The organism is Streptomyces saintjeani (assembly GCF_055409605.1).
Genome location: NZ_CP189624.1, coordinates 5,293,479 through 5,317,613 on the forward strand (window position 1 = coordinate 5,293,479; position 24,135 = coordinate 5,317,613).

The window sequence follows — 24,135 nt, forward strand, 5'->3', positions numbered from 1 at the left end:
ACGGTGAAGGCCCGCAGCTGAAAGGGGCCCGGTCATACGGGCGTTGCGGCTTCGGCCTCGGTCGCTCCTCGTACTCGTACCGTGAACTGCCGTTCCCCCACCAGGCAGGTGAACTCCGCCGGCGCACCGTCCCAGCCGTTCGACCACACGTGCGTCGCCGACACCGCGACCGCCGGGTCGACGGACGTGATGCGGCCGGGGGCCTCGGTGTGCGGCTCGATCCGTACCGCGTACGGGAGTTCGCGGTCCCGGAACCTCAACAGGCCCTCGCCGGTGGGGTGGACGACCCCGGCGGTGCGGCAGCCGGGGTACTCGTCGAGGGCGTGGCGGGTCCAGCCGTCGGACGTCCAGGTCGGGGCGCCGGGGAGCGGGCGGCGGTACAACACCCCTGCGGAACGGGTGAGTTGCTCGCTCGACGTGCCGTGTTCCGCCGCGAGGTGGTGGCCCGGCGGGCCGAGGCCGACAGGGTGGCGGGTGATGCGTACGCCGGTGTGGGTGAGGGCGGCGTGGGTGTCGAAGGCCGTGGGGAGACGGAGGGACGGGGTGGGGTCGGGTAGGAGGCGGACCGGGGGCGCCGAAGGGGGCGGGGTGAGGTCGAGGAGGGCGTACAGCTCGGCGCGCAGCCGGTCCAGGGCGTGGCCCTGGTGGGCGAACGCGGCTTCCGTCGCTGGGCGGGTGGCGCCGGGGCGGTAGGCGCGGAGGGCGTCCGGGAGCGTCGCAGCGCTCAACTCCGGTACCGCGCGCAGGAGTACGTCCATGGGGCTGCCCGGGATCAGTTCCGGGCCGCCGTCCGTCGCCGCGAGGACCGGGCGGTCTCCCAGGGAGGCGAAGTACAGGGCCGTCGAGCCGTGGTCGGTGACCAGCGCGTCGGCGGCGATCAGGGTCGACGCCCACTTCTCGCGGGGTGCGGCGAGGACCATGCCCGCGTCGAGGGCGGGGGAGAGGCGTTCGGTGAGGTCGTAGGTGCTGAGGCGGCTGTGTTCGTTGGGGTGCACTATCAGGGCCAACTGGTATTCGTCGTACGGGAGTTGGGCCGTGAGTGCGACGGGGAGGTCCGGGTGGCGGCGCAGCAGGGACTCCGGGCCCCAGGTCGAGGTCAGGGCGAGGAGGGTGCGGGAGCCGGTGCCGAGCGCCGCGCGGTAGCGGTCACGCAAGGGGCGGGAGGCCAGGAGGCGTTCGAGGGTGGGGTCGCCCACGACGCCGGCCCGCGTGGCCGCGTACGGGGCGGCCGAGGCGAGGCGGGCGACCTGGCCGGGGTGGGCCATGGCGTGCAGGGCGATCGGGGCGCGGCTCAGGTAGACCGGGTCCAGTCCCGACGCCGAGTCCGCCGAGCCCTCCTCGCGGATCGTCTTGCTGAACCCCGCGCCGTGCGGCAACAGCACGTGCGTACCGCTCAGTTGGCCCAGCTCGCCCTTCGGGCTGGCGGTGACGACAAGCTCGTACACCTCCGTGCGGGCCTGCTCCCACGGGACGGTCCGGCCGCCCAGGGCGTCGACGACGGCCAGCGCGTCCACGCCGAAGTCCGAGCCGGGGACGAGGGTGAAGCAGCGCGTGATCCTGGGGTCGCCGGCGAAGACCGGGACGACGTCCAGGAGCCGGTACAGGGCGACCGCGGAGCGCGCGGCGAACAGCACCCTCGTCATGCCGGGGTTCTCGCAGGTGGGGAGGGGCTCCGGAGGGCCTGCGAGGACGGTGGCATGAGTCGATCGTAACCCTCACCTCCGGGGCGAAGATCGGGAAAGATGACCGCATGAGCGAATGGGGAGTCGCCCTGATAGCCGCGGGTTCCGCGGTCGCGGGCAGCATCGTCACCGGTTGGTACGCCCGCGGCGCCGGCATCCGGCAGGCCGAGGCGGCGCGGCACGCGGGGGACCGCCAGGCCGAGGCGCTCCTGGAATCCGTACGGATCACGGTCCGCGCGGACGCCGAGCAGCGCGCCCGCGCCGAACGCCGCCGCGTCTACGCGGAGTTCCTCGCGGCGGCGGAGGCGAGGATCCTCACGGAGCGGACGGGGCGGGGCGGCGCCGAGGACGAGACCCAGTTCCAGCGGGCCCTCGGCCTGATCCTCCTCGAAGGCCCGCCGCCGGTCGCGGAGGCGGCCCGGACGATCGCCGGGGCCCTGCGCGGGCATGCGTCGCCGGACGAGCTGGAGGCGGCGAAGTCGGCGTTCATCGGGGCGGCTCGGGGGGCTTCGGGGGGTACGGGGTGAGGGCGGCCGGAGGGGGCTGCGGGCTGCGGATGGCTGCGCGGCTGGCGTGAGCGGGCGTCCGGCGGGGACCGGCTGTCCGGCGTGACCGGCCGGTCGGTGCGGGCAGGGCCCCGCTGTCCAGGAGCGGCTTCCCGTCCGCGCGGCCCGCCCCATTCCCCCGCTGATCCGTACGCGAATCCGCCCTTGATCCAAACCCGCGCAAAAAGGAGGTAAAGCAACCCGCTCGTCCGACAACGCGCACCCTTGAGGCAACATCTTGGTGAACGGTGGGCGCCGATGGTGAGAATGGGTGCCCGGCCGGCCGGGAACAGGGACGTTGGACAGGGGAGTGCAGCCGTGGTGGAGCCGAGGATCGCGGTTGCCGTGGTGACGATGGGGAACCGGCCGGACGAGGTCGACGCCCTGCTGGAGTCCGTGGCGAAGCAGAGCCTGGCGCCCGCGCGGATCGTGATCGTGGGGAACGGCTGCCGGCTGCCGGAGTTCACGGACCGGCTCGCTCTTCCGGGTGAGGTCACGCTGATCGAGCTGGACGAGAACCTGGGCTGTCCGGGTGGCCGCAACGAGGCGCTGGCGCGGCTGCGGGAGTTCGGTGACGTGGACGTCGTCGTGGATCTCGACGACGACGGCCTGCTGCCCGACCCCGACACCCTGCGCGGCGTACGGGACCTGTTCGCCGCGGACGACGAGCTGGGCATCGTCGGCTTCCGCATCGCGGACGAGCACGGGGAGACGGCCCGTCGGCACGTCCCGCGCCCGGGGAATCCGGACCCCATGGACGGCGGGTACGTCACCGGGTTCCTCGGCGGCGGGCACGCCCTCAGCATGCGGATGCTCGCGCGGACCGGCGACTGGCCCGCCGAGTTCTTCTTCGCGCACGAGGAGACGGACCTCGCGTGGCGGGCGACCGACGCGGGCTGGAAGATCCTCTACGCCCCCGAGCTGCTCCTCCAGCACCCCAAGACGTCCCCCGCGCGGCACGCGATCTACTACCGGGTCACCGCCCGCAACCGCGTCTGGCTGGTCCGCCGCAACCTCCCCCTCCCGCTGATCCCCGTCCACCTCGGCATCTGGCTCGCGGTCACCCTCCTGCGCACCCGCTCCCTCGCGGGCCTGCGCGCGTGGTTCGCGGGCTTCGCGGAGGGCGTCCGCGAGCCGGCGGGGCCACGGCGGCCGATGCAGTGGCGGACGGTGTGGAAACTGACCCGGCTGGGGCGCCCGCCGATCATCTGAACGCCGGTCGGCTGGATGCCGATTACCCGAAGGCCGGTCGGCTGGACGCCGGTTGCCTGGACGCCTGTCGGCTGGATGCCGGTTGCCTGGACGCCGGTTCCGTGAGCCCGGGGCATGCGTGTTCGGGCCGTCCGAGCCCCGGCTCCACGAACGCCAGCCATCCGATCCCCGGTCGTTCGCGCCTCGCCCTTCGAGTGCCGTTCGGTGAGCCGGGTTGTCCGGCGTCCGTCCACCCGCGGCCCCGCCTCCCCCCTCACTTCGCGTCCGCATAGCACTCCACCACCGCCGTGCTGAACGGGAACCTCACCGGCGTCTCCCCGAACGTCAGCCGGGCCGCCAGCACCGACGCCTCCCGGATCGCCGACACCACCGCCTCCGCCTCGCCCTCCGGACAGTGCACGATCACCTCGTCGTGCTGGAAGAAGACCAGTTCCGCCGCCATCCCCGCGCACGCCTGCCGAAGGGCGGCCAGCAGCAGGAGGGCCCAGTCCGCCGCGCTGCCCTGGACGACGAAGTTGCGGGTGAAGCGGCCCCGCGCGCGGGCGTTGGTCGAGGCGTAGCCCGGCACCCAGGCCGACGGGGACTCCTCGACGGGGATACCCGCCTCGTCCCCGGCGTTCTCGGAGTCCTCGGCGTTCTCGCCGCTCGCCGGGGGCGGGCACGTACGGCCCAGCCACGTGCGCACCAGCCGGCCCTCCTCGCCCGCGCGGGCCGCCTCGTCTACGTACTCCACCGCGCGCGGGAAGCGGCGGCGCAGGGCCGCGAGGTTCTTGAGGCCGTCGCCGGAGGTCTGGCCGTACACCGCGCCGAGGACGGCGAGTTTGGCCTGGCCCCGGTCGCCGGAGAAGGCGCGGTCGGACACCTCCTGGTACAGGTCGCTCGCCCGGCCGGCGACCTCCATCAGCCCGGGGTCGCGGGAGATCGCGGCGAGGATCCTCGGCTCCATCTGGTCCGCGTCCGCGACGACGAGCCGCCAGCCGGGGTCCGCGACGACCGCGCGCCGGATCACCTTCGGGATCTGGAGCGCGCCCCCGCCGTTCGTCACCCAGCGCCCCGTGACCGTGCCGCCCGCGAGGAACTCCGGACGGAAGCGGCCGTCGCGGACCCAGTCCTGGAGCCAGCCCCAGCCGTGCGCCACCCAGATGCGGTACAGCTTCTTGTACTCGATCAGCGGGGCCACGGCCGGGTGGTCGAGCGTCTCGATCTCCCACCGGCGGGTCGACTTCACCTTGATCCCGGCCTGCGCGAACGCCTTCACGACGTCGGCGGGGAGGTCGGGCCGTACGCGCCTGCCGAACGCGGCCGAGACCTGGTCCGCGAGTTCGGCGAGGCGGCGGGGCTCGCCGCCGCCCGCGTACCGCTCGCCGAGCAGTTCGCCCAGGACGCCGCGGTGGACGTCCGCGCGCCAGGGCAGCCCCGCCGCGTTCATCTCGGTCGCGACGAGCGTCCCCGCCGACTCCGCCGCCGTCAGCAGGCGCATCCGCGCGGGGTGCTCCGCCAGGTCGTGGCGGCGCATCTGGTCCCGGTACACCTCCACGAGCTCCCCGACCGAGAGCCGCGCGCGGGCCTCGCCCGGCTCGAACAGGGAGGGCTGCCCGCCCGGCTCGACGGCCCGCACGGGCGGGTCGGCGGGTACGGCGGTCCCCCGCAAGCGCGCGAGCGCGGCCCACGCCGACTTCGGCGCCCCGAACCTCCCCTCGTGCCCCAGCAGCAGGTTCTCGGCGACCTCCACGTCGTAACACCGCTCCACGCGCGCGCCCGCGGCGACGATCCCCGCGTACACCTCCGCGCTGCTCCGCCACACCCACCGCCCCACGTCCCCCCGCTTCCGCACGGCCTCCCCCACACTCGCCTCCCGCACGACGTCCCCCGCCAGCACGCCGTCACCCCCGAGGGGGGCGACCTCCACGCCACCTCCCTCGCCCGGCACCAGAACCCAGCGATCACTCATACGCCGAGTGTCGCAGGCGGCACTGACAACGCCGTGAAATGGGTGGTAACGGGAGAAAAGGGGGCATCGGGTGAGTGGGGTGGAGGTCTGGGCGGCGCTCTGTCGAGGGGCGCGAGGTCGGAGGGCCGTCGCTGGGCGCGGAGGGGGCCGCGTGTCCTGAGGGGGCAAGTGCCCGAGGTGACCGGGGCCCGAGGCGGCCCGCGCCCGAGGAAGGCTGCGCCATGGCTCTCGCCCGTGCCGAGTAAGCCGGTGCGTAAGCCCTCGCCGACGCCGGGCCGTCGGCGAGTACCTCAAGGCGGAGGCCACCAGCCTGACCAGCGAGCTTGCCGCGACAGCCGTCTCCGGCGTTCCCGCCCTCAGCGGCTCCGGACCGCCCCGAACCGGCCCGCCTCGTCCCGGGCCGCCCCTCCGGTCACCCCTTCTTCTGGATCGTCACCGTCGCCAGCGCCTCCGCCACGAACCCCTCCACCCCCGGCTTCGTGACGCCCAGTCCACTGAGGGGGCCCGCGCCGTTCTCGTGCTCCAGCAGCGCCAGCAGGATGTGTTCCGTGCCGATGTAGTTGTGGCCCAGGCGCAGGGCCTCACGGAAGGTGAGTTCGAGGACCTTCTTGCCGGCCGCGCTGTACGGCATGAGGTCGGGGGACTCGGCGGACGCCGGGAGCGTCGCGGTGGCGGCCTCGCGGACGGCCGCCAGGGACGTGCCCTGCGCGGCCAGCGCCTTCGCGGCGATCGCCTCCGGCTCGGAGAGCAGGCCGAGGGTGATGTGCGCGGGCAGTGTCTCCACCGAGCCCGCGTTCTTCGCCTCCGTGTCCGCCGCGACCAGGACGTTGCGCGCGCGGGGCGTGAAGCGGGCGAAGTCGATGTCCAGGTCCTCGGAGTCCTTGGGGACGAAGCGTTTCTGGGCGGCCTGGCGGGTGACGCCCATGCTGCGGCCGATGTCGGTCCAGGACGCGCCGGAGCGGCGTGCCTGGTCGACGAAGTGGCCGATGAGGTGGTCCGCGACGTCCCCGAGGTGCTCGCCGGCGAGGACGGCGTCCTGGAGCTGGTCGAGGGGTTCGGGGTGGACCTTCTTGATGGCGTCGATGAGGTCGTCGAGACGGACGGATGACGTGATGTGCTCGGGCTCGGACATGTGTCAACCGTAAGTTGACACCTCTACACTGTCAACCTCGGGTTGACAACAGTGAGCCACTACGCGCGCGTGCTGGATAACGCCGGGAACGTGCTCCACGCGCGCGTGCCCTCAAAACCCGCCCCGTGACACCATCACCGGGTGAGCCAGCCCCACCCCACCCTCGCCAAAGCCCTCGCGACAGCCCTGTACGACACCACGGACGCCACCCTCGACACCGCCGCCTCCCTCCTCGCCGCCGACCCCACCACGGACCCCGGCCTCAAGGCCAAGGGCGAGGAGCTCCTCGCGACGGCCTGGACGAGGGGCTGGCAGCCCGCCGACCTCGTACGGCTCACCCGCCGCGACCTGGACGACGTACACGTCCGCCACCTGGCCGCCCTGATCCGCGCGCAGGCGGGGAACGACCGTGCGCGGGGCCCGCGTTGGAGGGCTCAGCTGGAGGCGCTCCCGGTGGAACCGGCGCCCCCGGCGGACAGGTTCACGCAGGCCACGGCGGTCCTGGAGCTGTACCGCCGCCTCCTTCGCCTGCCCACGCTGGAGCCCCTGACCGAGCCGCGCAGGCCCACGCGCGCGGGCGCGGACCGTACGCTCACCCGGATCCGCGCGCTCCTCGCGAAGGCGGAGGCGACGACGTACCCGCAGGAGGCGGAGGCGCTCACCGCGAAGGCGCAGGAGCTGATGGCGCGGCACAGTGTGGACGAGGCGCTGGTGGACGCGGCGGCGCCCGCGCCGGACGCGCCCGCGGCCTGCCGTATCGGTGTGGAGCCCCCGTACGAGCAGGCGAAGGCGATCCTGCTGGACGCGGTGGCGGAGGCGAACCACTGCCGGTCGGTGTGGAACGAAGGTTTCTGCTTCTCGACGGTGGTCGGTTTCGAGGCGGACCTGGAGGCGGTGGAGCTGCTCTACACCTCCCTGCTGATCCAGGCGCAGACGGCGATGGCCCGCGCGGAGGCGGCGCAGCGGGCGTCCGGCCGCAAACGCACGAAAACGTTCCGCCAGTCCTTCCTCGCGGCCTACGCGCACCGCATGGGCACCCGCCTCGCGGAGGCGACCCGCACGCAGATCCCGGAGGACCTGCTCCCGGTCCTCGCGACGCGCGACGTAGCGGTCGTCAACGCGACGGACGACCTGTTCCCGCACACGGTCAGCACGCGGCTGAGGGGGATCACGGACGAGGCGGGGTGGGTCGAGGGAGCGGAGGCGGCGGACCGGGCGACGGTGGGGGACCGGCGGGGGCTGCCGGGGGCGTGAGGTTGGGGCGGGCGGGCTGCGCGGGCCCGTCAAGCGGGGCGCGACTGAACAAGGCCGGGCCGTGTAGCGCGTACCGTCGGCCTCCGGCCCGGCCGCACCCCTATGCCCCCTGAGCCCCGGCCGAGCAAGGCCAGGCCGTGAAGCGCGTCCCGCCGAGCTCGGCGCGAGCCGTCCCGCCGTCGGCCTCCGGCCCGGCCGCACCCCTACGCCCCCCGAGCCTCAGCCCCGGCCCCCGCCCCGAGCCCCGTCTTCAGTCCCCGGCCTGCTGGAACCCGCTCACCGTCGCGTCCGGCGTCTTCGTGTCCTTCAGGACGACATCCCCGTACGACCAGTCGAACTCCTTGCCCGACCCCTCCGCGAGCCCGAACTCCAGCTTCTTCGCCGCGATCGCCTTGTCGCCGTCCCCGCGCGTGTAGGTGATCGTGAAGGAGGCGGTGCCCTGGGCCGGCAGGGTCACCGTCTGCGCGACCGCCGCCGGGTCCTGCGGTACGGCGACGGACGTGCCGCCCGCCTTCAGCTGGACCTTGGGGAAGCCGGCCAGCGAGCACTCGTCGCCGGTGTTGGTGATCGTGAACGTCACGTTGCCGCTGTCCCCGACACCGGGAGCCGCGTTGACGGGGCCGGCCTGCGTGTCCAGCTTGTCGACGGCGCAGGTGGAGCCGCCGGCGGCGGGCGCGGACGCCGACGGCGTCGTACCCGAGTCGGCGTTCTTGTCGTCGTCACCGCCCCCGGAACACGCGGAGAGCAGAAGGGCCGCGGAGAGAGCGGCAACGCTGAGGCGGAGCGGAACGGCGCGCATGAACTGATCCCTAAAAGGTGTTCTGTGATTCACGGGTGGTCGGACGTGAGGTCGTGCAGGACGGCTACGGCGCGGACGTCGTCATCGAAACGCCTACTACGCGTTTGAGGCGCTGGCGCCTGGTGCCTGGAAGTCTTTCAGTTGGACCAGGGAGTGTTCCACCCGCGTCCGTCGTTCGGCGATGACGCCGGGTATGAGGCTCTCAATTCCCGCGCTTCGGGTGGGCCACTCGCCAGGCATCCAACTGGTCGATCGGCCACAGTGGGGTGCGCCCCACGTACACGGGTGTGGGGAAGTCGGCGCGGCTGGAGTTGAGGTTGTAGACGTGCTGGACGGTCACTCCCAGTCGCGCTGCTGCCTGCTTCGCATCTTCGTAACCAGGAATCGTGAGGGCCATGAGTCCGATTCTATCGCACTTGCAGTAGCTGAGTTAATTCCTTAAATTGAATGGTGTCAGCTAATCTAAAGTCGGAGGTGATGGTCATGCAGGCTGCCCGGGTCCGGAAGTTTCGAGGGAAGAACAAGGCCCCGCAGTGGGCCAGACCCGACGGCGGGGCGGTGTCGGTGATGGTGCTGCCGCTCGCCATCACCGACACCGTCGACCTCGCCCGGCTGGACAGGCTGTTCGGCGCGATGTGGAGCATCAAGCGGGCCGTCCAGCGGGACGCCCGCGCCAGGGTGGATGTCTACTGGTCCGCCTGGCATGAGCGCGATGAGCAGGGCGCGAAGGCCGTACGGCAGCGTCTCGGCCTGACCCGCGAGGCATTGGAGCGGTGCGCTTACCGCCATCTGGAAGGCTCGGGGCACCTGAAGCACCACGCCTCCAAGGCCCTGGTCATGCACATGGCCGACGAGGTGTGGAACGGCGTACGGCGCCACCTCTTCTCCGACGCCGGCGGCCACCGCTTCGGCCGACCCAAGGTTGGCCGCCGGCACGACTTCACCCGCATTCCCGGCCGCGCTCGCTCCCACACCACCGCCAACAAGTGGGAGACCTTCCGGCTCGTCGGCACCCTGCACGGCCATGACCTGGCCTACACCGGCGACGGGCGGCACGGGATGCGGCAACCGCGCCGGATGCCGAAGCCCGCCATCCCGGCCGACGCCGTTCCCACGGGAAAGGTGACCGCCTCGGGCAGGCCAGGAACGCGCAAGGCCACGTGGTGGGACCACGCAGGCCCCCTCGCTGTCGTCTTTGCCGGAGGCTCTGGCTCCAAAGCCGGTGACCTCGTGCTGCCCGTGCGTATCCCGCAGGGGGCCGGACAGCGGGCGCGGGTGGAACACTTCCTCGCCGACCCCGGCCGCTGGCACAAGGTGGACCTCGTCCGCCGTCGCAAGCCGTCCGCGCCGGGCGGCTGGGTGTACGAGGCGCACCTGATGATCCTCGGCCCCGGCCACACCGCCCAGGCCGTACGCGAGATGCGCCAGGAGGCCGCCGCGCTGGACCGTGTAGGCGGGGTGGACGGCAACGTCTCCAACCTCTCAGTCGTCTCCTTCCCCGGCAGCCTGGACCCCGCCGACAGCGCCCCCGCGTCCACCGAGATCACTCTCACCGACGCCGAACTCGCCCTGCTGGCCAGGCAGGCGAACAGGCAGCGCGGCCGGGCGCGGGCACTCGAACGCTCCCGCCGGTCCACGAACGCGGCGCAGTACGGACTGTCGAATAAGCAGGCCCGGCGTGCGGAGCGCCGCGCTTCCAAGGGCCTGCCCGCCAAGACCGTCACCGTGTCCGGCGGTGCCCGCGTCGCTCGTGCGGACGGGGTGCCGAAGCAGGCGTACCGCCGCGACCGGCTGTCCGACGGCTACCAGAGACTGCGCGCCTGCCAGGCCGAAGCCGCCGCCTCCGCCGCCGAGCACCGCCGCCACCGAGCCCGCCGGATCGCCCGGCAGATCATCGCTGCCCATGGAGTGAACCTCACGGTCGAGGACTGCGACATCCGCACCTGGTACCGGCTGTGGGGCAGGCGCCTCTCCCAGACCACACCCGGAATGCTGATCGCCGTCCTTGACGCCGAGTGCCGGGCGGCGGGCGGTCGGCTCGTGCGGGCCTCCACCTGGTCGACGGCCCTGTCCCAGCACTGCTTGTGCGGCGAGCGCGTCACCAAGACGCTGAGAGACCGGGAACACCGGTGCACCGCCTGCGGCCTCACCGGGAAGCGTGACCTCGTGTCCGCCGCCCTGGCCGTTTTCGTCCGCCTCGCCGACGCGGACGACCCCAAGACCGCATACCTGGACACCCAGTTGTCCCGGCACACGCAGACCAAGTACGGACAAGGGCTGGAAGAGGCCCTGAGTGAGTCAACCACACCGTGCCAGAACGCTCCTCGGGGTGCTGGTCACGTGGCAGTCTCCCGCCGACGGGAGACCTCTGCTCACCGAACCGCCGCAAGACGGACCCGAGCAACCCTGGATGAGCCACGCCCCCAGCGTGACCACGCCGGAAAGCCCGGACACCGCCCCGGCTGCGACCCGCAACTCACCCTCTGGTGAAGAGTGGAACAAGTCTTAGGAACGAGTGACGTTGCTCAGGTCAGGGGGATCATCCCCTACCCCAGACCCCCGGTCGGCACACCCGACGGCAGCACGCTCCCGTCCGCCTTGGTGTACGTCTCCTTCCCCACACTCCCCGTCCAGGTCACGACCAGTTTCTCCGCGTCGACGGAGTCGACCATCCCGGTCGTACGGTCCTTGTTCCCGGTGGGACAGGTGAGGTGGATCATCCGCATCCCGGCCTCGTCGCCGGCGGTCCCGTTGCAGACGGTGCCGCCGGTCGCGTACAGCGACGCCTTGCCGCCTTCGACCATGAGAACGACGGCCTGCCCACCGGCGGTACCGAGCCAGCTGCCGGCGAGGGGGGTGGACGCAGACGTGGATGCACGTGCAGACGCGCTTGCGGAGGCCGTCGTAGGGCTGGGCGAGGGCGACGAATCCCCATCGCTGCTGCACCCGGCCAGTACGACGACCCCCGCGACTACGGCAACCCCAGACAACCCCACGGAACGCACGGCACACTCCAAGCGCTAGAAGCCCGAGACGACGGCAAGCTACCAGCCGCATCAATGCCCGAACTTGGAACCAGCGATGAGTCGACTTACCCAGGGGCGCGGGGCTGTGTCTATGTGCGGCTACCGCTGCGCGGGCGCGACAAGCCACGACGGCGCCGCACCTTCAAGGCCACCTACCAGGAACTCTTCCGAACCCCCGGCAGATACCCCGCATGCGCCTGCCCCCGCAAGCTCACCCGGGACAACCCGAACGCCCGGAAGTACCCCCGAGGCCGCCCGTCCACCTGATCCCGGTTCCGCACCCGGGTCGCACTCGCGTCCCGAGGCTGCCGCTCCAACTCCCGCCGGGCCGCAGCACGTTCCTCCTCGGAAGACGCCGGCCGCCGGATGATCTCCTTCAGCTCGGCCCGCCGCTCGGCGTACCGGGCGACAACCTCCTGCCGCCGGAGATTCGCCGCGATCTTGCTCTTCTTCGCCATCAGACCCGCACCCCCCGAGCCCGGATCCGGGCAACCGCGGCCTCGACCCCGATGGAGTCGACCGTCTTGATCCCCTTCGTGCTCAACCGAAGCCGCACGTACCGGCCTTCGCCGGGCAACCAGTACCGCTTCGACTGGATGTTGGGGTCGAACCGCCGCGAAGTCCGCCGGTGGGAGTGCGAGATGCGGTTCCCGAACCCCGGCTGCGCCCCGGTCAGCATGCAGTGCGCCGACATGAGTGACCTACCTCTCTCGATCGACTATCGCTAATGGAAGTCATTTTCAGTAAGATACCAGCATGGCACGCAACGAACTCCGCCCGGTCATCAAGCTCCGCTCCACGGCGGGGACCGGCTACACGTACGTCACCCGCAAGAACCGCCGCAACGACCCGGACCGTATGACTCTGCGCAAGTACGACCCGAGGGTCGGCCGCCACGTCGATTTCCGAGAGGAGCGCTAGAGACATGCGTGAGGCAATCCACCCGGCGTACGGGCCCGTCGTCTTCCGTGACCGTGCCGCGAACTACGCCTTCCTGACCCGCTCGACGATGACGAGCGAGAAGACGATCGAGTGGGAGGACGGCGCGACGTACCCGGTCGTCGACGTCGAGATCTCGAACGTCAGCCACCCCTTCTACACGGGTACGGCCCGCGTCCTGGACACGGCCGGCCGCGTCGAACGCTTCGAGAAGCGCTACGGAAAGCGAGCCGGCGCGTGACCCTGTCCGTGGCGATCGTCGGCGGGCTTCACGCGGAGGCCCGCAAGGCGACGGTCGCCCAACTCCTCAGGGACGTACCGGGAAGCGTGGTCCTGCACCACGACCTCGCTACGGCGACGGCGGGCACGGTCATCCGCACGATCCACGACGAGACGGGCCTCGTCGCCGCGGGCGAGGCCCCGTTGTCGAACGACTGCGCCTGCTGCGCGCTGCGCGAGGACCTGGTCCCCGAACTCCGCCGCCTGGCGGACGCCGGTACGACGGCCCTGGCGATCGTCGAACTCTGGGACTCGGTGGAACCGAAGGCGATGGCGGAGGTGGTGGCGGCGGCGGGCCTGACGGTCACATCGGTCATCACGGCGATCGATCCGGCCCTGCTCATCCCGTACCTGGGCAACGGCGACGACCTGGCGGAACGCGGCCTCGCGGCGGCCCCCACGGACCAACGCACGGTGGCCGACACGTTCGCCCGCCAGCTGGAGTACGCCCCGGTCCTGGCGATCGTCGACTCCCCGGAGGCGGACGACGAGGACCACGAACTCCTGACCCAACTCCACCCAACGGCCCGCCAGGTCCCCGTGTCGGGCGGCCACCTCACAGGGGACCTGGCGGGCGCAGCCGGAGAGAATCTGGACTGGGACGCATTCCTGACGGAAGCGACCACGGACCTAAGGGGCGCGGGGCTGGATCAATTTGCGGCTCCGCCGCGGGGCGCGAGCGACCACGACGTACCCGCACCCGGCAACACCCAGTCACCCCCCACCCCCCTCGCCCGCGAAGCCCTCGCCGGCTTCGACGTGGAGGCCGCCGCCGCAGCCCAGCACCCCGCCTCCGCCCTCCTCCCCACGGAAGCCGACAACCACGGCGTCACCACCTTCGTCTGGCACTGCGCCCGCCCCTTCCACCCGGAACGCCTCTACGCGGCGCTGGAGGACCTGACCTGCGCGGCAGCGCGCAGCAGGGGCCGTTTCTGGCTGGCGGACAAGCCGGACACCCTCCTCCACTGGGACGCGGCAGGAGGGGCACTCTGCGTAGAGGCCGCAGGCCCCTGGCTCGCGTCGCTCCCGGACGCGGCCTGGGACATGGTCCCCCCGACCAGACGAGCCGCCGCGGCCCTGGACTGGCACCCCGAACACGGCGACTGCTGCCAGCACTTGGTGTTCACCTCCCCCGGCCTGGACCGCGACGGCCTCGAACACCTCCTGGAGCACTGCCTGTTGACGGACGCCGAGTACGAGGCGGGCCGCACGGCGTGGCAGAACCTCCCGCCCGCCTTCGACACCCTCCTGGAGATCTGATGCCCCCGCGCAAGCTCGACCGCAAGCCCCAGAAGCCCCGCCCCAACCCCCTGGACCAGGCGAAGATCACGTACATCGACTACAAGGACACCGACCTGCTGCGGAAGTTCATCTCGGACCGGGGCAAGATCCGCAGCCGCCGGGTCACGAGGATCACGGCCCAGCAGCAGCGCCAGGTGTCGCGCGCGATCAAGAACGCGAGGGAGATGGCACTACTCCCGTACGTGTCGAAGTAGTTCGCGGTAGTTGGCGCGAAACCCCCCGAAGGGGCGGGTGGCTTACGGGAGTTGTCCCGCGAAGCCACCCGCCCCTCGCGTCATCTCCGGCTACGACGGCCCCGGCACCCGCAGCCGGAAAGGCCCCCAAGTCCTAAGCCCTACCCTCGACTTGGGCCCCCGCAACGGCCGTAGCCCGCGTCCGCACCCACAACACCCCCACCACGCCCGCACCTCGACGCACCCGGTTTCCCCACACCGGCGCCGTAGGGTGCCGCAAGTGGAGCCCCCCGGTCCGCCGGACGGTCGTGATCCGGCCAACAACCGGACTGGACCAATCGGTTGAAGACAGGAACACCGAGGCCCCGGCGCGCGTCTTGATAGATGCACGGGCTGAAGGCACGGGCTGTGTACGGGGGACCAGCGGGCCAAGCGCCCTGGAACGCGCTCGGTAAAACGTGCGTCAAACCTGTAACCGCGACGGCACGCCGCGTGCACGTGCATCTGCTCGCGCATCTGCACATGAACGGAGTTATGATCCGGACAGTTGACCACTGCACCAACGGCCGCAAGAGCCAGTGCACCAGCAGGGAGCGACCTGTGGACCACGACGTTGACGGGGGACGCGACGTGTACAACGGCATGACGGCCACGCAGTTGCACGGGGTGGCCTGGCAGAAGAGCAGGCACAGCAACTCGCAGGGAAACTGCGTGGAGTTCGCGCGCCTGCCCGGCGGCGACGTCGCGGTGCGCAACTCGCGCTTCCCGGACGGACCCGCGCTGGTCTACACGCGCGCGGAGATAGAGGCGATGCTGCTCGGCGTCAAGGACGGTGAGTTCGACCACCTGATCGCAGGCTGAGAGCGGCCGTTCCGGGGGACGGACGGCCGCTCTCCGTATACGACCCGCCGGTGACGCGCGTAGAACTCGCGCGCCCGGCGTCGTACGTGTTCATACGTCACTCGGCGGGGGTGCCGAGCCCGAAGAGGGCCCACACGACCTTGCCGCCGAGCGCGCCGGCCAGTGGGTGCCAGCCCCAGCTGTCGGCGAAGGAGTCGACGAGGAAGAGGCCGCGCCCGGACTCCGCCGCGAAGTCGTCGGTCTCGCGCGCCTCGGGCGTCGTACGGCCCGGGTCGCGCACCGCGCACACGAGCCGTCCGGTCCACCGCATCAAGTGCAGCCGCACGGGCGGCTGATGGTCGTCGGAGCCGTTCGACTCGGCCTGGGCGGACGGCAGTCCGTGCCGCAGCGCGTTGGTGACCAGTTCGGAGACGACGAGGCAGATGTCGTCGAAGCGGTCGCCGACGTCCCACTGTCCGAGCGTGCGGCGGGTGAACTGCCGTGCCTCGCGCACCGCTTCGAGGCGGGCGGGCAGAGCGCAGGAGGCGGCGTTGGACACGGCCGCGGGATCCAGCGGCGGAAGGCCCTGCCGTAATGGCTTGAGCATGGTCGATCCATTCGTCCCCATGCGAGGCACTCCCGGGAATTCGCGTGTCGTTGCGATGCAGCGGTGGCGCGAGACCATGGTTTCGGATGCGACCGGCGGATGCAAGGGCAGATGCACGTGCACGTGACCGAAATGAACCGCCCGTGGGGGTTGTTGGTCATTTTTTCCGCCAACTTCTCGCACAACTCTCCCTCCCGTCTTGCTTTCACACCCCCTCCTCCCGGGCAACCCATCTGTGAGCTTTGGCTTCTTTCCGTCTCTGTAATCAGGTGAGTACTGCTCGGAGTGTTTTAGTGGCAGACTTCGGCCCCTGGAGACGGTTGGGGAGGCTTGGCGAACGTGAGCGCGGGAGAGCCCGGATCGGTGGTGCGACGCATGCTGCTCGGCTCGCAACTCAGGCGGCTGCGCGAGACGCGCGGCATCACACGCGAGGCCGCGGGTTACTCGATCCGCGCCTCCGAGTCCAAGATCAGTCGGATGGAGCTGGGCCGGGTGAGCTTCAAGACGCGGGACGTCGAGGACCTGCTGACGCTGTACGGCATCACGGACGACACCGAGCGCGCGGCCCTCGTCGGCCTCGCCCGGGAGGCCAACGTGGCCGGATGGTGGCACAGTTACTCCGACGTCCTGCCGTCCTGGTTCCCCACCTACGTCGGCCTCGAAGGCGCCGCCTCCCTGATCCGGTCGTACGAGGTGCAGTTCGTGCCCGGCCTCCTCCAGACCGAGGCGTACGCGCACGCGGTCGTCGCGCGCGGCATGCGGGGCGCCTCCGTCGCCGACATCGACCGCCGCGTGGCGCTGCGCCTGGAGCGCCAGAAGTATCTCGTCGCCGAGAACCCGCCGGACGTCCACATCGTCCTCGACGAGGCCGGACTGCGCCGCCCCTACGGCGACCGCGAGGTGATGCGCGGCCAGCTCCAGCACCTCATCGACGTCTCCGAGCGGCCCAACGTCCGCCTCCAGGTGATGCCGTTCAGCTTCGGCGGCCACGCGGCCGAGTCCGGCGCGTTCAGCATCCTCAGCTTTCCCGAGTCCGACCTCTCGGACGTCGTGTACCTGGAGCAGCTCACCAGCGCGCTGTATCTCGACAAACGTGAGGACGTCGCGCAGTACGAGCAGGTTCTGCGTGAACTCCAGGACGACAGCCCGTCGCCCGCGGAGAGCCGTGACCTACTGCGCGGGCTTCTGCAACTCTCTTAATTCGCCTGTCAGTTGAACCGTCAGGCAGCACCCTCCGTGCGATAGGGAAAACCCTATAAACACCGCGTGGATGCTTGCCTGTTGAACATCTGCCCCTACAACGGCCCCTGTTCGTCAGTACGATGACGTGTGATCAGCTTGAACGGCTGTTCGGGAGACGGGTCACGGGGGTCCGCCTCCACTGCTTCGGCGGCAAGGATTGAGGGATCACATGTCGTCCTCCGACTTCACCGACCTGGCACAGCAGTTCATCGACGGCGAATGGCGTTCCGGCACGGGTTCCTGGGACATCATCGACGTCAATCCGTACGACGGGGTCAAGCTCGCGTCGATCACCATCGCGACGATCGACGAGGTCGACCAGGCGTACCGGGCCGCGGAGCGTGCGCAGCGTGAGTGGGCCACGACCAACCCTTATGCCCGCCGTGACGTCTTCGAGCGGGTCCTTCGGCTCGTGGAGGACCGCGAGCAGTTGATCACCGACTTCATCGTCGCCGAACTCGGCGGCACGCACCTCAAGGCGCGCTTCGAGATCGGGCTCGCGAAGGAATTCCTGCGCGAGGCCGCGCAGTTGACGCTTCGCCTCGAAGGCCGTCTGCTGCCGTCCCCCATCGAGGGCAAGGAAAACCGCCTCTACCGGGAGCCGGTTGGGGTCGTCGGCGTCATCAGCCCCTTCAACTTCCCGTTCCTGCTGTCGATCAAGCCGGTCGCCTCGGCGCTGGCCCTGGGCAACGCGGTGGTGGTGAAGCCGCACCAGGAGACGCCGATCGTCGGCGGCACGCTGATCGCCAAGTTCTTCGAGGACGCGGGTCTGCCCGCCGGACTGCTGAACGTCGTCCTGACGGACATCGCCGAGATCGGGGACGCGTTCATCGAGCACCCCGTGCCCAAGGTCATCTCCTTCACCGGGTCCGACAAGATCGGGCGGCACGTCGCGACGGTGTGTGCGGCTCAACTCAAGCGGACCGTACTGGAGTTGGGCGGCAACAGCGCGCTGGTCGTCCTCGACGACGCGGACATCGACTACGCGGTCGACGCGGCCGTCTTCAGCCGGTACGTCGATCAGGGCCAGGTCTGCATGGCCGCGAACCGGGTCCTCGTCGACCGTTCCGTGGCCGGCGAGTTCACGGAGAAGTTCGTCGCGAAGGTCAAGACGCTCAAGACCGGCGACCCCAGCGACCCCCAGACCGTCATCGGTCCGGTCATCAACTCCCTTCAGGCGAACGCGGTCACGGCCGCCGTGGACCAGGCGGTCGCGGAGGGCGCCACGGTCCTGGTCCGGGGCGAGACCACCAACAACCTGGTGGAACCGTCGGTGTTGACGGACGTGCCGAGCCACTCGGCGCTCCTGCACAAGGAGATTTTCGGCCCCGTCGCGCTCCTCGTCCCCTTCGACGGGGAGGAGGAGGCGATCCGGATCGTCAACGACTCTCCGTACGGGTTGAGCGGCGCCGTCCACACCGCCGACGTCGAACGCGGGGTCACCTTCGCGAAGCGCATCGACACGGGGATGTTCCACGTCAACGACGGGACGATCCACGACGAGCCGCTGATTCCGTTCGGGGGCGAGAAGCACTCGGGGATAGGCCGCCTGAACGGTGAACCGACGCTGGATGCCTTCACGACCCTGAAGTGGATCTCGGTCCAGCGGGGCCGGAGCAAGTTCCCCTTCTGACACGTCAGTTGTCGTCGGCCATGCCGAGTTGGGCGGCCTCGGCGCGGTCGGCGAGCCGGGAGGTGTAGCCACCCTCGCCAGCGGTGCATGCGGGCGCTCTTCGGCTCGGCGTTCCCTCCGATCAGCGAATGAGAAACGTGACAGCCGTGTTGTCACTCGCCTCGGTCGGGCCGAGATCTTCGCCGTCCGCGACTCGAAGGTGCTGGAGGGCCCGGCCCCGCTGGTGAGGCCGTGGGCGTCCTTCACCCCGTCCGTGAGGAAGGACCGGCGCGATGGCTGACCGCACACGCCCCCGTCCCCCCGGGCAACCGCCGCCGATTCCGCGCCACCCACCCGTACACAACCCGCGCACACCCCCGCACCCCCGGCAGCCGCACCACCGCCCCCACCACCCGCCACCCCACGGACGGCGACGACCCCACATACCTCCCCAACGCCTCGGCCCCACCGGCGAGCACCACACCCCCACGCATCAACAACACCTCCCGGTCGAGCCGTTCAAGCTGCGCCGAGGTCAACTCCGCATCCAGGAACTGCCAAAGACTTGTCCCGTAACTGCTGGTCACGGGTGAGATGATCTTGCTGTGTCTGGTGTGATCACGGCGTCGGAGCCGTCCTGGATAGCCCCGTTCACGGGGCTGAGCCCGCGTCAGTTCAGCAAGCTGATCACCGCGTTGCGGCGTGAGGGCGCGGATCCGGTCCGCAAGGGCCGGCCCTGGAGCCTGTCGCTGGAGGACCGGGTCCTGCTGGTCGCCGCGTACTGGCGAACCAACCTGACGCTGCGCCAACTCGCGCTGCTGTTCGGGGTGTCGAAGTCTGCGGCGGACCGCGTCGTCAACCAGCTCGGGCCAGCGCTGGCACTGCAGCAGCGAAGGCGGTTCCGCAAGGACACGGTGCTGATCGTGGACGGCACCCTGGTGCCCACCCGCGACCACACGGTGGCCGAGCAGTCGAAGAACTACCGGTACTCGACCAACCACCAGGTCGTCATCGACGCCGACACCCGCCTCGTCGTCGCCGTCGGACGGCCGCTGCCCGGCAACCGCAACGACTGTAAAGCGTGGGAACTGTCCGGCGCCAAGGGCGCCGTCGGCGGGACCACAGTGATCGCGGACGGCGGCTACCGGGGCACCGGCCTGGTCATCCCGCACCGCCGCGAACCCGGCCAGACCGAACTCCCGGACTGGAAAGAAGAACACAACACCTCCCACCGCAAGGTCCGCGCCCGCGTCGAACACGCCTTCGCCCGCATGAAGACCTGGAAGATCCTCCGCGACTGCCGTCTGAAAGGCGACGGCGTCCACCACGCCACGCTCGGCATCGCCCGCCTGCACAACCTCACTCTGGCCGGATGACGAAAAAACGAGCAGGTCACCCGCCGTGTCGGAGACTATTTACGGGACAAGTCTAAGGCACAGCCTCAACCACCGGCGAGGCCATGCCCCGCATCCGATCGACGGCAACCTGACAGAACCCACAGTCCCCGTCGTACACAAGCACCGGCATGCTCACTCCCTCACTCGAACCCCCTCATCCTGCGCCAACTCCCCTCCGCCGCAGCCTTTTTCAGCCGCCGCTCCCGAACGCCTACAGGTAGATGCGAGGGACATGCACCCGCTTCCGATAGCCGCGGCGGATTCGGATCATCCGCGAGCGACCCGTCCACCGTGAGCCCAGCCGCCGCGAGATCCGCGATCACGGAGGCCATGACGTGGACCGCCTCCTGATCCGCCTTCCGCATATCGCCGAGCACCCACTCCGCACCGGGATCGAACTCCCAGGCCCACCCGGTGACACCCTCACCGCGTACGTTCGGCGCGCGACCTCACCCAGCACCTCACGCGAAGCGGCATCAAGAACGGCCGCGACGGTGTCCCGCGCCGCGCGGAACGCCTCGTCCGAGATTCCGGGATCGGTCGGCGCACGTTCCGCTTCCTGAAGCCGCCGAGCCCGCTCGGGATGCCGCAGGATCGCCACGAGGGTCGCCCACTTCTCCAGGAACAGCCGTATGGGAGTCGTGGAGGAGAGCTGGACGGCGTGGTCGAACGCCTGCCCCGGATCGCTGTCGAACTCCGCCGGTTCCGGTGAGGCGGTTGATGGCGGGTGGCCACGCCTCCCCGACGGTACCCGCATGAACCAGCGAGGCGCAGCCGCGTACACGGTGTCGGATCGGACGGCGATTGCGGCCAGGATCTGACCTACATGCCCCCTAACGTCATCGGTGTCAGGCAGAACCGCCCCGGCGAAAGGCACCCACCATGGTCACCCACGTCCCCTCCGAAGCCCCCGGCGACGAGGTCGGCGCGCTCCTCGCGTTCCTCGAAGAGCAGCGCGGCGGCATCCGCCGGTCCGTGCTCGGCCTCACGGCGGAGCAGGCCGTGTCGAAACCCAGCGCCAGCGACCTCTCCCTCGCCGGCATCGTCAAGCACGTCGCCGAGGTCGAGCAGTTCTGGGTCGCGCTGGCGAAGGGGGAGGCGCCGGCCGTGCAGCGGGACGCCTCGAACTGGCACGAGTGTTTCCAGCTCGTCGGCGACGAGACCGTCGAGGGACAGCTCGCGTACTGGGAGAAGGTCGCCGCCGGGACCGAGGCGTTCGTCAGGGCCGCCGACAGCCTCGACCGGACCTTCGCACTCCCGGACCAGCCCTGGTTCCCGCCCGAGGGCCGCGTCTCCCTGCGCTGGCTCCTCCTCCACCTCATCCGCGAGACGGCCCGCCACGCCGGCCACGCCGATGTCGTACGGGAGTCCCTCGACGGCAAGACAGCCTTCGAGCTGGTCGCGCTCGCGCAGAAAAGCTGACCCCATAACCTGGACCGCATGTCAGCGATCCGTCTCCTCGTGCTGAACGCGGTCCGTCAGCACGGCCGGGCCCACGGCTACCAGGTGCGCAGCGACCTGGAGTACTGGGGCGCGCACGAGTGGTCCAACGCGAAGCCCGGCTCGATCTACCACGCCCTGAGACAGCTGGCGAAACAGGGCTACCTGCACGAGCACGAGATCGCCCCCTCGACGGCCGGCGGCCCCCCGCGTACGGAGTACGAGATCACGGCCGCCGGCAGCGAGGAGTACCTCCGCCTCGTACGCGACGCGCTGACCTCGTACGACCAGAAGACGGACGTCAAATCCGCCGCCCTCGGCAGCATGGTGGACCTCCCGAGGGCCGAGGTCGTCGCGCTCCTGGAGGAGCGGATCCGGCGCATCGCCGGCTGGCGGACGTCCGTGACGGACTACTACATCCCCGAGGATGGCCCCGAACCGCTCGGCCACATCGGCGAGATCATGAACTTCTGGATCCACACGGCGGACGGCGAGGCCGAGTGGACGAGGGGGCTGATCGCGCGGATCGCGGGGGGCGCGTACGTGTTCGCGGGCGAGGGCGAGCCGTTCGTGGGGGTGCTGACGGAGGGGCAGGAGAACCCGTACGCGACGGGGGAGAGGCACCCCGGGGACGCGCGGTAGCCCGGCAGGAGAGTACGGATCTCCCGCCGGGCGGCCTGGCTAATCAAGTTTGACCAATCCCCCGGACCCCGCTACCTTCGACCGGCATCGACTAGTCAACCTTGACTAACAAGGGAGCCCCCGTGACCGACCCGGCGATCACCGTCGACGGCGCACGCAAGTCCTACGGCCCGAAACCCGCCCTCGACGGCCTCGACCTCACCGTCCCCCGCGGCGAGGTCCACGCGGTCCTCGGCCCCAACGGCGCCGGCAAGACCACCCTCGTCCGCATCCTCGCCACCCTCCTGCGCCCCGACGCCGGCCGCGTCGAGGTCGCGGGACACGACGTCGTACGCCACCCCCGCGAGGTCCGCCGCCGCATCGGCCTGCTCGGCCAACACGCCGCGTTGGACGAGGACTTGGACGGCCGGCAGAACCTGGAGATGTTCGCCCGCCTCCACCACCTCGGCGCCCACCGTGCCCGCGCCCGCGCCGCCGAACTCCTCACCCGTTTCGACCTCACGGACACCGGCCGCAAACCGGTCACCGCGTACAGCGGAGGCATGCGGCGCCGCCTCGACCTCGCCGCGTCCCTGATCACCGACCCGGAGGTCCTCTACCTCGACGAACCCACGACCGGCCTCGACCCCCGGGGCCGCGCCGAGGTGTGGGCGTCCGTCCGCGCACTCGCCGCCGCCGGTACGACGGTGCTGCTGACGACCCAGTACCTGGAGGAGGCCGACCAGCTCGCCGGCCGCATCTCGGTCGTCGACGCGGGAAGGGTGATCGCGCAGGGTACGGCGGACTTCCTGAAGACGGCGACGGGAGGCGACCGCATCGACGTGGTCCTGCGCGACGCGGGCCGACTCGGCGACGCCGTAGCCGTGTTGCCGCTGACCGGCATCTCCGTCGACGCGGACCGCCGCTTGCTGAGCGCCCCGGTGACCGACCGGATGGCCGCGCTCGCCGGGGTCGTACGCGGCCTGTCGGACGCCGGGATCGAGGCGGAGGACATCGCGCTGCGGCGGCCGACGCTGGACGAGGTGTTCCTGCACATCACGGGGGACGCGCGGGGGGTGAGCGCCGAGGGAGCGCCGCCGAGCCCGGGTACGCCCGCCCCGCGTCCGGCGTCCACTCCCGACGGCACGGAGGTCGCCGCATGATCTACGCCCTCACCGACTCCTGGACCATGACCCGCCGAGAACTCTCGCACTGGGCCCGCCGGCCCGGCCGCATCGTCGCCGGGCTCCTCTTCCCCGTGATGCTCCTCCTGATGTTCGGCTACCTCATGGGCGGCGGACGCGGGGTGCGTGGCGACTACCTCGACTACCTCCTCCCCGGCATGCTCGCTCTGACCATGGTGTTCGGCCTGGAGAACACGATGGTCGCGGTGACACGGGACCTCGACAAGGGCGTCATCGACCGCTTCCGCTCGCTCCCGATGGCGGACGGCGCGGTCCTGGTGGGCAGGGCCTGCGCGGACATGCTCAGCTCGACGATCGGCGTACTGGCCCTGATGGCCATGGGCCTGGCGCTGGGCTGGCGCCCCGACACGTCCCCGCCGTCCTTCCTGGCCGCCCTGTCCCTCCTGCTCCTCCTCCGCTTCGCGATGCTCTGGATCGGCATCCACCTGGCCCTCATCGCCGGCAAACCGGAGATGATCCAGACGGTCCAGATCCTGGTCTGGCCGATCGGCTTCCTCTCCAACGCCCTGGCCACCCCGGAGGCGATGCCGGACTGGCTGGGCACGGCGGTGGCCTGGAACCCGCTGTCCCAAACAGCGACGGCGGTACGGGACTTGTACGGAGTGCCGGGGGCGGAGGCACCCCACATGTGGACGGCGGTGGCATGGCCACTGGGCTTGCTGGCGGTGTTCTTCCCGCTGGCGGTGAGGAGGTTCGGCCGCATGAGGTAGGCGGGGGTTGTGCTTCCCGGCGACACGGGGCATACGACTGGAGGGCAGACGAGGCGGGCATCCGACTGGCGGCTGAGCGGAGTCTTCAGGGCTGCCGGGGCGGGCCGCCACTTTCTCCACTGATGGCCACCCAAGTCCTTTAGGGGCGCGGGGCTGGATCAATTTGC

The 24,135-nt window shown here is 70.8% G+C and carries 26 protein-coding genes; 16 read left to right on the forward strand and 10 right to left on the reverse strand.

Annotation, left to right across the window (positions count from 1 at the left end; all coding sequences use genetic code 11):
* Window positions 1-32: 32 nt before the first annotated feature.
* Window positions 33-1,643, reverse strand: coding sequence for a translation initiation factor 2 (locus tag ACQCO7_RS24115; protein WP_464073784.1), 1,611 nt, complete (start codon window positions 1,641-1,643; stop codon window positions 33-35).
* Between the two features lie 107 nt (window positions 1,644-1,750).
* On the opposite strand from ACQCO7_RS24115, the gene ACQCO7_RS24120 reads away from it, so the two are divergent.
* Window positions 1,751-2,209: a hypothetical protein gene (locus ACQCO7_RS24120; protein WP_464073785.1), complete on the forward strand. Its 459-nt coding sequence runs from the start codon at window positions 1,751-1,753 to the stop codon at window positions 2,207-2,209.
* Window positions 2,210-2,545: 336 nt separating this feature from the next.
* Window positions 2,546-3,439 (forward strand): glycosyltransferase family 2 protein, encoded by an 894-nt coding sequence (locus tag ACQCO7_RS24125; protein ID WP_464073786.1) that lies wholly within the window; start codon window positions 2,546-2,548, stop codon window positions 3,437-3,439.
* 253 nt (window positions 3,440-3,692) lie between these two features.
* Here ACQCO7_RS24125 and ACQCO7_RS24130 read toward each other — a convergent pair whose 3' ends face one another.
* Together ACQCO7_RS24130 and ACQCO7_RS24135 are read right to left on the reverse strand one after the other, a co-directional pair.
* Complete coding sequence (locus ACQCO7_RS24130; protein ID WP_464073787.1) at window positions 3,693-5,390, reverse strand: bifunctional 3'-5' exonuclease/DNA polymerase; 1,698 nt, start codon at window positions 5,388-5,390, stop codon at window positions 3,693-3,695.
* 412 nt (window positions 5,391-5,802) lie between these two features.
* Window positions 5,803-6,522, reverse strand: coding sequence for a Clp protease N-terminal domain-containing protein (locus ACQCO7_RS24135; protein ID WP_464073788.1), 720 nt, complete (start codon window positions 6,520-6,522; stop codon window positions 5,803-5,805).
* 141 nt (window positions 6,523-6,663) lie between these two features.
* Here ACQCO7_RS24135 and ACQCO7_RS24140 point away from each other — a divergent pair, with 141 nt between their 5' ends.
* Window positions 6,664-7,776 carry a DUF2786 domain-containing protein gene (locus tag ACQCO7_RS24140; protein WP_464073789.1) on the forward strand — a complete coding sequence of 371 codons (1,113 nt, stop codon included), beginning with the start codon at window positions 6,664-6,666 and terminating at the stop codon, window positions 7,774-7,776.
* Between the two features lie 250 nt (window positions 7,777-8,026).
* Here ACQCO7_RS24140 and ACQCO7_RS24145 read toward each other — a convergent pair whose 3' ends face one another.
* Both ACQCO7_RS24145 and ACQCO7_RS24150 read right to left on the reverse strand, forming a co-directional pair.
* Window positions 8,027-8,575, reverse strand: coding sequence for a DUF4232 domain-containing protein (locus ACQCO7_RS24145; protein ID WP_464073790.1), 549 nt, complete (start codon window positions 8,573-8,575; stop codon window positions 8,027-8,029).
* Window positions 8,576-8,777: 202 nt separating this feature from the next.
* Entirely contained in the window at window positions 8,778-8,972 is a 195-nt protein-coding gene (locus tag ACQCO7_RS24150; RefSeq protein WP_464073791.1) for a helix-turn-helix transcriptional regulator, read from the reverse strand.
* Between the two features lie 86 nt (window positions 8,973-9,058).
* On the opposite strand from ACQCO7_RS24150, the gene ACQCO7_RS24155 reads away from it, so the two are divergent.
* Window positions 9,059-11,065 carry a zinc ribbon domain-containing protein gene (locus ACQCO7_RS24155; RefSeq protein WP_464073792.1) on the forward strand — a complete coding sequence of 669 codons (2,007 nt, stop codon included), beginning with the start codon at window positions 9,059-9,061 and terminating at the stop codon, window positions 11,063-11,065.
* Between the two features lie 56 nt (window positions 11,066-11,121).
* Here the strand turns inward: ACQCO7_RS24155 and ACQCO7_RS24160 are convergent, their stop codons facing one another.
* From ACQCO7_RS24160 to rpmB, 3 genes are all read right to left on the reverse strand, one after another.
* Complete coding sequence (locus ACQCO7_RS24160) at window positions 11,122-11,379, reverse strand: hypothetical protein (RefSeq protein WP_464073793.1); 258 nt, start codon at window positions 11,377-11,379, stop codon at window positions 11,122-11,124.
* 374 nt (window positions 11,380-11,753) lie between these two features.
* The gene (rpsN, locus tag ACQCO7_RS24165; protein ID WP_464073794.1) at window positions 11,754-12,059 is read right to left on the reverse strand and encodes a 30S ribosomal protein S14; all 306 of its coding nucleotides are present in this window, start codon (window positions 12,057-12,059) and stop codon (window positions 11,754-11,756) included.
* Window positions 12,059-12,295 (reverse strand): 50S ribosomal protein L28, encoded by a 237-nt coding sequence (gene rpmB, locus ACQCO7_RS24170; RefSeq protein ID WP_010351412.1) that lies wholly within the window; start codon window positions 12,293-12,295, stop codon window positions 12,059-12,061. The genes rpsN and rpmB overlap by 1 nt, the downstream gene beginning before the upstream one ends.
* Before the next feature lie 62 nt (window positions 12,296-12,357).
* Between rpmB and rpmG the strand changes: the two genes are divergently transcribed.
* From rpmG to ACQCO7_RS24195, 5 genes are all read left to right on the forward strand, one after another.
* Window positions 12,358-12,522: a 50S ribosomal protein L33 gene (gene rpmG / locus ACQCO7_RS24175; protein ID WP_010351413.1), complete on the forward strand. Its 165-nt coding sequence runs from the start codon at window positions 12,358-12,360 to the stop codon at window positions 12,520-12,522.
* Window positions 12,523-12,526: 4 nt separating this feature from the next.
* On the forward strand, window positions 12,527-12,781 hold the full coding sequence (locus tag ACQCO7_RS24180) for a type B 50S ribosomal protein L31 (RefSeq protein WP_464073795.1): 255 nt from the start codon (window positions 12,527-12,529) through the stop codon (window positions 12,779-12,781).
* The gene (locus tag ACQCO7_RS24185; RefSeq protein ID WP_464073796.1) at window positions 12,778-14,079 is read left to right on the forward strand and encodes a GTP-binding protein; all 1,302 of its coding nucleotides are present in this window, start codon (window positions 12,778-12,780) and stop codon (window positions 14,077-14,079) included. Before ACQCO7_RS24180 ends, ACQCO7_RS24185 begins: the two co-directional genes overlap by 4 nt.
* Window positions 14,079-14,315, forward strand: coding sequence for a 30S ribosomal protein S18 (rpsR, locus tag ACQCO7_RS24190; RefSeq protein WP_010351416.1), 237 nt, complete (start codon window positions 14,079-14,081; stop codon window positions 14,313-14,315). Before ACQCO7_RS24185 ends, rpsR begins: the two co-directional genes overlap by 1 nt.
* Window positions 14,316-14,894: 579 nt before the next feature.
* Entirely contained in the window at window positions 14,895-15,155 is a 261-nt protein-coding gene (locus ACQCO7_RS24195) for a DUF397 domain-containing protein (protein ID WP_010351418.1), read from the forward strand.
* A gap of 97 nt (window positions 15,156-15,252) precedes the next feature.
* Here ACQCO7_RS24195 and ACQCO7_RS24200 read toward each other — a convergent pair whose 3' ends face one another.
* Complete coding sequence (locus tag ACQCO7_RS24200) at window positions 15,253-15,741, reverse strand: ATP-binding protein (protein ID WP_040835590.1); 489 nt, start codon at window positions 15,739-15,741, stop codon at window positions 15,253-15,255.
* A 375-nt stretch (window positions 15,742-16,116) separates the two neighbouring features.
* Between ACQCO7_RS24200 and ACQCO7_RS24205 the strand changes: the two genes are divergently transcribed.
* Together ACQCO7_RS24205 and ACQCO7_RS24210 are read left to right on the forward strand one after the other, a co-directional pair.
* The gene (locus ACQCO7_RS24205; RefSeq protein ID WP_464073797.1) at window positions 16,117-16,941 is read left to right on the forward strand and encodes a helix-turn-helix domain-containing protein; all 825 of its coding nucleotides are present in this window, start codon (window positions 16,117-16,119) and stop codon (window positions 16,939-16,941) included.
* 211 nt (window positions 16,942-17,152) lie between these two features.
* Window positions 17,153-18,616 carry an aldehyde dehydrogenase family protein gene (locus ACQCO7_RS24210; protein ID WP_464073798.1) on the forward strand — a complete coding sequence of 488 codons (1,464 nt, stop codon included), beginning with the start codon at window positions 17,153-17,155 and terminating at the stop codon, window positions 18,614-18,616.
* 242 nt (window positions 18,617-18,858) lie between these two features.
* Here the strand turns inward: ACQCO7_RS24210 and ACQCO7_RS24215 are convergent, their stop codons facing one another.
* Window positions 18,859-19,182, reverse strand: a complete 324-nt coding sequence (locus tag ACQCO7_RS24215) for a DCC1-like thiol-disulfide oxidoreductase family protein (protein ID WP_464073799.1) — start codon at window positions 19,180-19,182, stop codon at window positions 18,859-18,861.
* A gap of 18 nt (window positions 19,183-19,200) precedes the next feature.
* Between ACQCO7_RS24215 and ACQCO7_RS24220 the strand changes: the two genes are divergently transcribed.
* The 5 genes from ACQCO7_RS24220 to ACQCO7_RS24240 all read left to right on the forward strand — a co-directional run bounded on the left by ACQCO7_RS24220 (window position 19,201) and on the right by ACQCO7_RS24240 (window position 23,968).
* Window positions 19,201-19,971: a transposase gene (locus ACQCO7_RS24220; RefSeq protein ID WP_464073800.1), complete on the forward strand. Its 771-nt coding sequence runs from the start codon at window positions 19,201-19,203 to the stop codon at window positions 19,969-19,971.
* Window positions 19,972-20,874: 903 nt separating this feature from the next.
* The gene (locus tag ACQCO7_RS24225; RefSeq protein ID WP_464073801.1) at window positions 20,875-21,414 is read left to right on the forward strand and encodes a DinB family protein; all 540 of its coding nucleotides are present in this window, start codon (window positions 20,875-20,877) and stop codon (window positions 21,412-21,414) included.
* Between the two features lie 18 nt (window positions 21,415-21,432).
* Window positions 21,433-22,074, forward strand: a complete 642-nt coding sequence (locus ACQCO7_RS24230; RefSeq protein WP_464073802.1) for a PadR family transcriptional regulator — start codon at window positions 21,433-21,435, stop codon at window positions 22,072-22,074.
* Between the two features lie 122 nt (window positions 22,075-22,196).
* On the forward strand, window positions 22,197-23,216 hold the full coding sequence (locus ACQCO7_RS24235) for an ATP-binding cassette domain-containing protein (RefSeq protein WP_464073803.1): 1,020 nt from the start codon (window positions 22,197-22,199) through the stop codon (window positions 23,214-23,216).
* Window positions 23,213-23,968: an ABC transporter permease gene (locus tag ACQCO7_RS24240; RefSeq protein ID WP_464073804.1), complete on the forward strand. Its 756-nt coding sequence runs from the start codon at window positions 23,213-23,215 to the stop codon at window positions 23,966-23,968. The genes ACQCO7_RS24235 and ACQCO7_RS24240 overlap by 4 nt, the downstream gene beginning before the upstream one ends.
* Window positions 23,969-24,135 lie beyond the last annotated feature (167 nt).

Coding starts and splice junctions, on each gene's coding strand:
- ACQCO7_RS24115 (WP_464073784.1), bottom strand. CDS start 1,643: ATGACGAGGGTGCTGTTCGCCGCGCGCTCCGCGGTCGCCCTGTACCGG.
- ACQCO7_RS24120 (WP_464073785.1), top strand. CDS start 1,751: ATGAGCGAATGGGGAGTCGCCCTGATAGCCGCGGGTTCCGCGGTCGCG.
- ACQCO7_RS24130 (WP_464073787.1), bottom strand. CDS start 5,390: ATGAGTGATCGCTGGGTTCTGGTGCCGGGCGAGGGAGGTGGCGTGGAG.
- ACQCO7_RS24135 (WP_464073788.1), bottom strand. CDS start 6,522: ATGTCCGAGCCCGAGCACATCACGTCATCCGTCCGTCTCGACGACCTC.
- ACQCO7_RS24145 (WP_464073790.1), bottom strand. CDS start 8,575: ATGCGCGCCGTTCCGCTCCGCCTCAGCGTTGCCGCTCTCTCCGCGGCC.
- ACQCO7_RS24150 (WP_464073791.1), bottom strand. CDS start 8,972: ATGGCCCTCACGATTCCTGGTTACGAAGATGCGAAGCAGGCAGCAGCG.
- ACQCO7_RS24155 (WP_464073792.1), top strand. CDS start 9,059: ATGCAGGCTGCCCGGGTCCGGAAGTTTCGAGGGAAGAACAAGGCCCCG.
- ACQCO7_RS24160 (WP_464073793.1), bottom strand. CDS start 11,379: ATGGTCGAAGGCGGCAAGGCGTCGCTGTACGCGACCGGCGGCACCGTC.
- rpsN (WP_464073794.1), bottom strand. CDS start 12,059: ATGGCGAAGAAGAGCAAGATCGCGGCGAATCTCCGGCGGCAGGAGGTT.
- rpmB (WP_010351412.1), bottom strand. CDS start 12,295: ATGTCGGCGCACTGCATGCTGACCGGGGCGCAGCCGGGGTTCGGGAAC.
- rpmG (WP_010351413.1), top strand. CDS start 12,358: ATGGCACGCAACGAACTCCGCCCGGTCATCAAGCTCCGCTCCACGGCG.
- ACQCO7_RS24180 (WP_464073795.1), top strand. CDS start 12,527: ATGCGTGAGGCAATCCACCCGGCGTACGGGCCCGTCGTCTTCCGTGAC.
- rpsR (WP_010351416.1), top strand. CDS start 14,079: ATGCCCCCGCGCAAGCTCGACCGCAAGCCCCAGAAGCCCCGCCCCAAC.
- ACQCO7_RS24200 (WP_040835590.1), bottom strand. CDS start 15,741: ATGCTCAAGCCATTACGGCAGGGCCTTCCGCCGCTGGATCCCGCGGCC.
- ACQCO7_RS24205 (WP_464073797.1), top strand. CDS start 16,117: ATGCTGCTCGGCTCGCAACTCAGGCGGCTGCGCGAGACGCGCGGCATC.
- ACQCO7_RS24210 (WP_464073798.1), top strand. CDS start 17,153: ATGTCGTCCTCCGACTTCACCGACCTGGCACAGCAGTTCATCGACGGC.
- ACQCO7_RS24225 (WP_464073801.1), top strand. CDS start 20,875: ATGGTCACCCACGTCCCCTCCGAAGCCCCCGGCGACGAGGTCGGCGCG.
- ACQCO7_RS24230 (WP_464073802.1), top strand. CDS start 21,433: ATGTCAGCGATCCGTCTCCTCGTGCTGAACGCGGTCCGTCAGCACGGC.
- ACQCO7_RS24240 (WP_464073804.1), top strand. CDS start 23,213: ATGATCTACGCCCTCACCGACTCCTGGACCATGACCCGCCGAGAACTC.